Raw genomic sequence first — 6,026 nt, 5'->3', positions numbered from 1 at the left:
CGCCAAGGTCTGCACAGTCGCACTCGTCTGACTCCCCAGCGTCGCCGTCGCTTACGACGGTTCCGCCGTCGGCGACCGCCTGCGTTGCAGCGGCATCGAGGAGTGGAGTTCGAATCGCAACTGCGACACGGTGCTTACACGCCGACGAGTACTTCGCGTCGGCTGGACACTCACACGCTACCGGAACTCCGTCGTCGACGGTGACGTGGTACTCGTGGGTTGCTGGCTCGGCGTGACTACAGTTTCTAACGCGAATACCGCCCTCACAGCATTCGAACTCGAATGCCTCATACTGGGCTCGTTTGACGACTCTCCGGGTTGTATCAAGGTGTGCAAATGCATTCGTCATGGGTCGACGAGGCACCTCTCGAGTGCCCCGCACCCTTCAGGGGTGGATAAAATCTCTCCGAAAGCGTTCACCGGAGAGTTGTTTCGACTGCCGAGCGAAGCCCTCTCTCAGGGTGGGAGGTGCCGGTCGTAGATGTTCCGACGGTGACCGACAGCCTCGACGATGAGTACGTCTTGGTCGCGATCCCATGTGATGATCGCACGGTAGTCCCCTGCCCGCAGTTTGTAGTAGGGGTAGCCAGTGAGTTTCTCGACGCGGTGTGAGGTCCAGTCTTTCGCTTCATCGAGTTTCTTGACGAGTCGCTCCTGAGCTTCGGTGTCAAGTCCTTCGAGAAGTTCGATTGCCTTTGGTGTCCACTCAATCTCAGTCATCGAGACCGAGTCGGTCCTTCACGTCGTCGTGCGACACCGTTTCACCGCTTTCTCGCTGTTCACGACTCTCTGCAAGGTGCTTGAGGGCCTCCTCAGACAGTTGCGCTGGCGGATTGACAGCGTCACGCAGTGCATCACGGATGAACTCGGACTTGTTTGCGTAGCCACGCTGCTCCCAGACCTCGTCGATCTGGGAGAGCAGCGCCCGTGGCACTCGGACGTTGATTTTCTCCATCTCGCCATTTGACCCGGAGTCGCTGTCAGTACTCATATGCTGTGATACGTGCGTATCACAATAGATGCTTCGCTCCGATTGTTGCTTGTTGGGTCATTGGTTCAGAACCGGTAAGTCACGACGTCGGTTGAATCACAGGCAGAACACGAGCCGTCTGTACTGTTGAGTGTTGTACCACAGTGACGACACTCGTGGACGACGGTTTCCTCAGTAGCGAACAGACGCGCGACTAGCCGTTTCATCGACCTACACCCTGCTGAGCGACGTATTTCATCTGACATCCGGTGTTGCTGAGGGCGATACGGTGGTTGCTCTTGAGAGGTGTCCGACGGATGGTGTCTTTCGATGTCATCGTTTAGTCTCGGGACAATCTTCTCTGAGTGCCCCGCACCCTTCAGGGGGCAAATAAAACTTCTCTGCGTGAGCTTACTGACTCGCTCTTGGGTCAGGCCCAAAGCACGGTGCTCCACACATAGTACAGTCCCAGATTGGCTGTCCACTCCGCCCATTGTCGGAATTTTCCTCAAACGCCGAGAACCGATGTGTCGTCTCTCGGCCACACTCCCAGCACTGGAGCAACGTCTTCGTTGGCACCCGATGGTCCCAAGACTCGGGACTTGTCTTTACGGGAGAGTGCTGAAGTGCAATCGCTGGAACGAGCCAGCCGTCGTCGCCTGCGCTCTCTAGGAGTGTCGAGAGGTTCGCCTCATCCTGAATGGCGCTCCCGCTTTCGTCGTAGAGGTACGTCGCGTGTTCGGTCGGCGAGCGAGTGGTGTTTCCCCAGGTCGTTCGCTCACGAGTGACTGCAAGCGTCTCCTCACCATGTTTTGAAGCAACTCGAACCGCAGGAGAGAGTGCTGGCCACGCGTCGGTCACCTGTGCGGCAGGCTCCTCGTCGAAGTCGTAGATGAGCTGGCACTCCTCGACGGCGGGGTCGAACGCATTCGTTGCAAGCAGTGTTGCTGCGGCGGCTCCCTTCGCGACGGCGCCATAGTACGTCGACGACTCGACGAACAGGTGAACGACGTGCAAGAGCGACAGCTCGGTACCCGAGTGACGCTGCTCGTCCGATGGATCGAGATGGTGGGTGAGACAGAATCGGCACTTTGGCTGCCCCGGCGGAATCGACGTCCCACAAGAGGGACAATTGGTCTCTCGCTGGTGATCCTCGGCCGGGTAGCCTACGAGATACTCTCCTTGATCTTGAGCGCCGAAACGAGCATCGAGTTCGTGATCCGGAGTCCGGGTTGCTTCACCAACTGGACGAAGTGCTTCATAGTCGGCGTAGTGGTCAGTCATCGGCTTGTCTCGATTTCACCCGGCATGGTACTTCAATATCGAGACGGACCCTGGCGATAGCAATCAGACAGGGATACCGACTAAACAACCGAAACTACTGTAGTAGTGTAGCAGAGACCACTCGGTTATGTGCGTGCGCGTAGCAACAACTTCTGGAGCGGATCGATGAGTTCCCACAGTGGGATCATGCGGGTTGACCCGTTGGCCACACTCGCAGCTTTTGGGCGCGTCGCCTATTCGGAGCTCGTGACAATTGTCATCCTGAGCGTCCTCTTCACGCTCGTCTCGCTTCCGGTCGTAACCGTCGGGAGCGCGCTGCTCGCACTCGTTAGGGTACTCACCGACAGCGTCACTGGTGAAGTAACCGGCAACCCCATCTCGGAACGGGCGCGTGCCGCTGCGTTCCTCACCGCAACCCGTCAGAATGTCAAACGCGGGCTTCCACTCTCGGGGCTTCTCGTCGTCGTCGGAGTCGTCACGACAATCTACTTGTCAGCAGCCTCAGCGACACGCGACGCAGCGTTCCTACTCGGTTCGCTCGCTGGACTCTACGCACTCATTATCGCGGTAGTCTGGACACTCCGAGCAGCAACGCTCGTCGTGCGGGCTCCAGAGGAACAGAAGCCGTCGACTTGGGGTGCGCTCCGAAACGCTGCCTATCATCTCATTGAGACACCTTCGTTTACCGTCTTGCATCTCGTATGTGCGGCTGTCGTCTGTCTGCTCTGTGTGGCAGTGCAGATCGGCGTCGTACTGCTGTTACCTGGTCTCCTCGCGCTTCTTGAAGTGACGACGTTTGAGGAGACGACTGGTGAGGGTGCCCTTCGACTCGTACGTGCCTACCGAGGTGAACTAGTGTGACTGCTCGCGAACATCACCTCCTCAGTGTAATCCCAGTTGCATTTCTCGCGGTCGCTGTCGGCTACCATCCGGCCGTCGCCGTCCCACTCGTCGTCGGCGTGTTTCTCCCCGAACTCGACACGTTCAATGAGAAGACTCATCGGTCGTGGCTGCTCCATACGCTCTTGCTTCCCGCATTCGTGTATCTCGTCCTCAGTCAAATGAACGGGTTCGCGGCGGTACCCTGGGCACTTGATGCGCTCAACTTCATTGCGTTGGGGATGGCGCTTCACCTCTTTGCAGACTACGTCTATCCACGGCGGCAGACACACACCGGGGCTGTGTGGCCAGTCCGACCAGTAGGCCGGTCTGCTCACTGGGGGCTCCTCTGGATGGGGGTAGCGTGGACAGTTCAGTGGTTCGTCTATCTCGTCCCTGAATTCATCCCGTGGCTCGTCGGGGCGTGACCCGGCCGAACTATACACAAAGCGTGGAAGACATGCACGTCACACTACTCCAGTAGTAACACCTATTTGGATGGAACATGAGAGTCACTGATAACCAATGGCAACCGCCGAATACGACAGCGTGACGAAGGTGTTTGAGTCGGGTGACGGTGAGGTCGTTGCCGTCGAAGACCTGACAATCGCTATCAACGAGGGAGAATTTCTCGTCCTCGTCGGTCCCTCTGGATGTGGTAAGTCGACGACGCTTCGACTCCTCGCGGGTCTCGAGACGATTTCTGATGGAGAGGTTCGCATCGGTGACGACGTGGTCAACGATAAGAAGCCGAAAGACCGCGACATCGCGATGGTGTTCCAGAACTACGCGTTGTACCCGCACAAAACGGTCGCCGAGAACATGGCTTTCGGGTTGGAGATGACGACTGATCTCTCGGACGCAGAGATTACCGAACGCGTCAGCGACGCTGCCGACCTACTCGACATCACCGACCTGCTCAACCGTCGACCGAAGGCACTCTCGGGGGGTCAACAACAGCGTGTCGCGCTGGGTCGGGCCATCGTCCGCGAACCATCGGTGTTCCTCATGGACGAACCCTTGTCGAACCTCGACGCAAAACTCCGCACTCAGATGCGGACGGAACTCCAGCAACTGCACGACCAACTCGGTGTCGCAACCGTCTACGTGACGCACGACCAGACGGAAGCGATGACGATGGGTGACCGCATCGCCGTCCTAAACGACGGACAGCTCCAGCAACTCGGAACGCCACTCGAGTGTTATCACGAACCGGCGAACACATTTGTCGCCGGATTTATCGGATCTCCTTCGATGAACTTCATCCCATTGGAGTTCGACCACACCACGGCCACCGGTATCGGCGCTGGTATCGAATACGAATTCTCCGAGGAGCAGGCAGCCGAGATTGGCAACAGCCCACGGGAAATCGAGCTCGGAATTCGCCCAGAGGAAATGGAGCTCGCCACCGAACCGGGTCCTGACACGGTCGCCGCAACAGTCACCGTCATCGAACCGATGGGACGTGAGAGCGTCCTCCACCTAGACGTCGGCGACACCACGGCAACAGCGAGTGTTTCTGGCGACTACGACATCGCTACCGGTGACACGATTCGACTTCGCTTCCCCCGCGACCGAGTTCACGTCTTTGATGCAGACACTGGAGAGACCATCTTCAACCGTGCACGTGAGACAGAATCGCTCCCGCAAGGCGTGCAGCTGTGAGGAAGTCACTTTCTTGGAACGTACAGCGCTGGCGATAAGCGGAGGACACAACTGCCACCGGTGACGTACCTCTTCTATGGAGACCGAACGACTCCGAGCCACCCTCGAAAATGTCGGCCTCACGCAGTACGAGGCTGACGCATACATTGCGGTGCTCGAACTCGGCAGCGCTCCGGCGACGGAGGTATCTGATGCCTGTGATGTTCCGCAGGCGCGAATCTACGACGTCCTCCGTAATCTCGAAAAAGAAGGCTTTATCGAAACATATCAAGAGGGAAGCCTCCACGCTCGCGCTCACGAACCTGCTGCAATATTGGACACACTCACGGATCACGCGACTACCGTCTCACAGGCGGTCGACGAGATTCAAGACCGGTGGGAGCGTCCGACAGTTGAGAACCACCGCGTGAGCGTTCTCAAACCGTTATCGTCCATCTACGACCGCGCGCGTGAAGCGATCGAAAATGCGGAAAACGAACTCCAAATCGCGGTGAACCGCTCGCAGTTCGACGAGTTGCGCGACTCGCTTGAAGGTGCGTACGATCGCGGCATCGTGGTAAAGCTCACGCTCACACCTGACGAGACCGACGACCGGACGAGCGAACCAACATTTGACGAGAGCTCGTTCGTCGGCGTTGCGACCGAGGTCCGCTACCGACGACTCCACACCCCTTTCCTTGTCATCGCCGACGGCATTCGGGTCTGTTTCGCTCCCGAGCAACCGCTTCACCCGAGCCACGAGTACGGCGTTCTCGTGAACGATTACTCCCTCTCGCGAACGTTCGACTGGTACTTCCAGACCGCACTGTGGGCGCTTTGGGACGTGGTCTACTCCGACCGCGACAACGCCCTGCCAGCAACGTACACCAAGATACGAGAGTGTATCCAAGACATCACGCCGCTTCTCGCCGACGGCGCAGAGGTCATCATGAGTGTCCACGGCAAGGACCGTAACAGCGGTGACGACGTCACAATCACGGGCCGAGTCGTTGACGTTGCCTACGACAGTGGCGGTGGGAACGATCTTCGGAGCTACGTCGAGGAGGCGACAATCGACTTAGAGACGCAAGACGGCGTAATGACGGTTGGTGGTTGGGGTGCCCTGTACGAAGATATCGAGGGAAAGCGGTTTGTCGTCGAGACAGCTCACTAAATCGAACAAGCTGGTGACAGTCACGCCGCACTCTCATCTCTGTCAGCAACTCCTTCTATATCGCCCCGAGTGCAG

Annotated in this window: 8 protein-coding genes; 4 read left to right on the top strand and 4 right to left on the bottom strand. The window is 58.1% G+C overall.

Translation table 11 applies throughout. The features are described 5' to 3' along the window. The 4 genes from BM083_RS16160 to BM083_RS16145 form a co-directional block, all read right to left on the bottom strand. A partial coding sequence (locus BM083_RS16160; protein ID WP_089870931.1) for an SWIM zinc finger family protein occupies positions 1-349 on the bottom strand: 349 nt, incomplete at its 3' end. 107 nt (positions 350-456) lie between these two features. After that, complete coding sequence (locus tag BM083_RS16155; RefSeq protein WP_089870598.1) at positions 457-720, bottom strand: type II toxin-antitoxin system RelE family toxin; 264 nt, start codon at positions 718-720, stop codon at positions 457-459. Then, positions 713-991 carry a ribbon-helix-helix domain-containing protein gene (locus tag BM083_RS16150; protein WP_089870595.1) on the bottom strand — a complete coding sequence of 93 codons (279 nt, stop codon included), beginning with the start codon at positions 989-991 and terminating at the stop codon, positions 713-715. Before BM083_RS16150 ends, BM083_RS16155 begins: the two co-directional genes overlap by 8 nt. Before the next feature lie 390 nt (positions 992-1,381). Beyond that, entirely contained in the window at positions 1,382-2,254 is an 873-nt protein-coding gene (locus BM083_RS16145) for a biosurfactant protein 1 (protein ID WP_089870593.1), read from the bottom strand. 165 nt (positions 2,255-2,419) lie between these two features. Between BM083_RS16145 and BM083_RS16140 the strand changes: the two genes are divergently transcribed. From BM083_RS16140 to BM083_RS16125, 4 genes are all read left to right on the top strand, one after another. Further along, positions 2,420-3,115 (top strand): hypothetical protein, encoded by a 696-nt coding sequence (locus BM083_RS16140; RefSeq protein ID WP_143085753.1) that lies wholly within the window; start codon positions 2,420-2,422, stop codon positions 3,113-3,115. Continuing rightward, positions 3,112-3,561, top strand: a complete 450-nt coding sequence (locus BM083_RS16135; protein ID WP_089870588.1) for a hypothetical protein — start codon at positions 3,112-3,114, stop codon at positions 3,559-3,561. Before BM083_RS16140 ends, BM083_RS16135 begins: the two co-directional genes overlap by 4 nt. Before the next feature lie 97 nt (positions 3,562-3,658). Then, entirely contained in the window at positions 3,659-4,798 is a 1,140-nt protein-coding gene (locus BM083_RS16130) for an ABC transporter ATP-binding protein (RefSeq protein ID WP_089870586.1), read from the top strand. 76 nt (positions 4,799-4,874) lie between these two features. Next, entirely contained in the window at positions 4,875-5,951 is a 1,077-nt protein-coding gene (locus BM083_RS16125) for a TrmB family transcriptional regulator (RefSeq protein ID WP_089870584.1), read from the top strand. Positions 5,952-6,026 lie beyond the last annotated feature (75 nt).

The organism is Halogranum rubrum, assembly GCF_900114455.1.
Taxonomy (GTDB): domain Archaea; phylum Halobacteriota; class Halobacteria; order Halobacteriales; family Haloferacaceae; genus Halogranum; species Halogranum rubrum.
This window is presented reverse-complemented; position numbering and strand designations above follow the sequence as displayed.

What these genes read in the sequence shown, in the direction of transcription:
- BM083_RS16150 (WP_089870595.1), bottom strand. Translation starts at nt 991, where the DNA reads ATGAGTACTGACAGCGACTCCGGGTCAAATGGCGAGATGGAGAAAATC.
- BM083_RS16155 (WP_089870598.1), bottom strand. Translation starts at nt 720, where the DNA reads ATGACTGAGATTGAGTGGACACCAAAGGCAATCGAACTTCTCGAAGGA.
- BM083_RS16125 (WP_089870584.1), top strand. Translation starts at nt 4,875, where the DNA reads ATGGAGACCGAACGACTCCGAGCCACCCTCGAAAATGTCGGCCTCACG.
- BM083_RS16145 (WP_089870593.1), bottom strand. Translation starts at nt 2,254, where the DNA reads ATGACTGACCACTACGCCGACTATGAAGCACTTCGTCCAGTTGGTGAA.
- BM083_RS16140 (WP_143085753.1), top strand. Translation starts at nt 2,420, where the DNA reads ATGAGTTCCCACAGTGGGATCATGCGGGTTGACCCGTTGGCCACACTC.
- BM083_RS16130 (WP_089870586.1), top strand. Translation starts at nt 3,659, where the DNA reads ATGGCAACCGCCGAATACGACAGCGTGACGAAGGTGTTTGAGTCGGGT.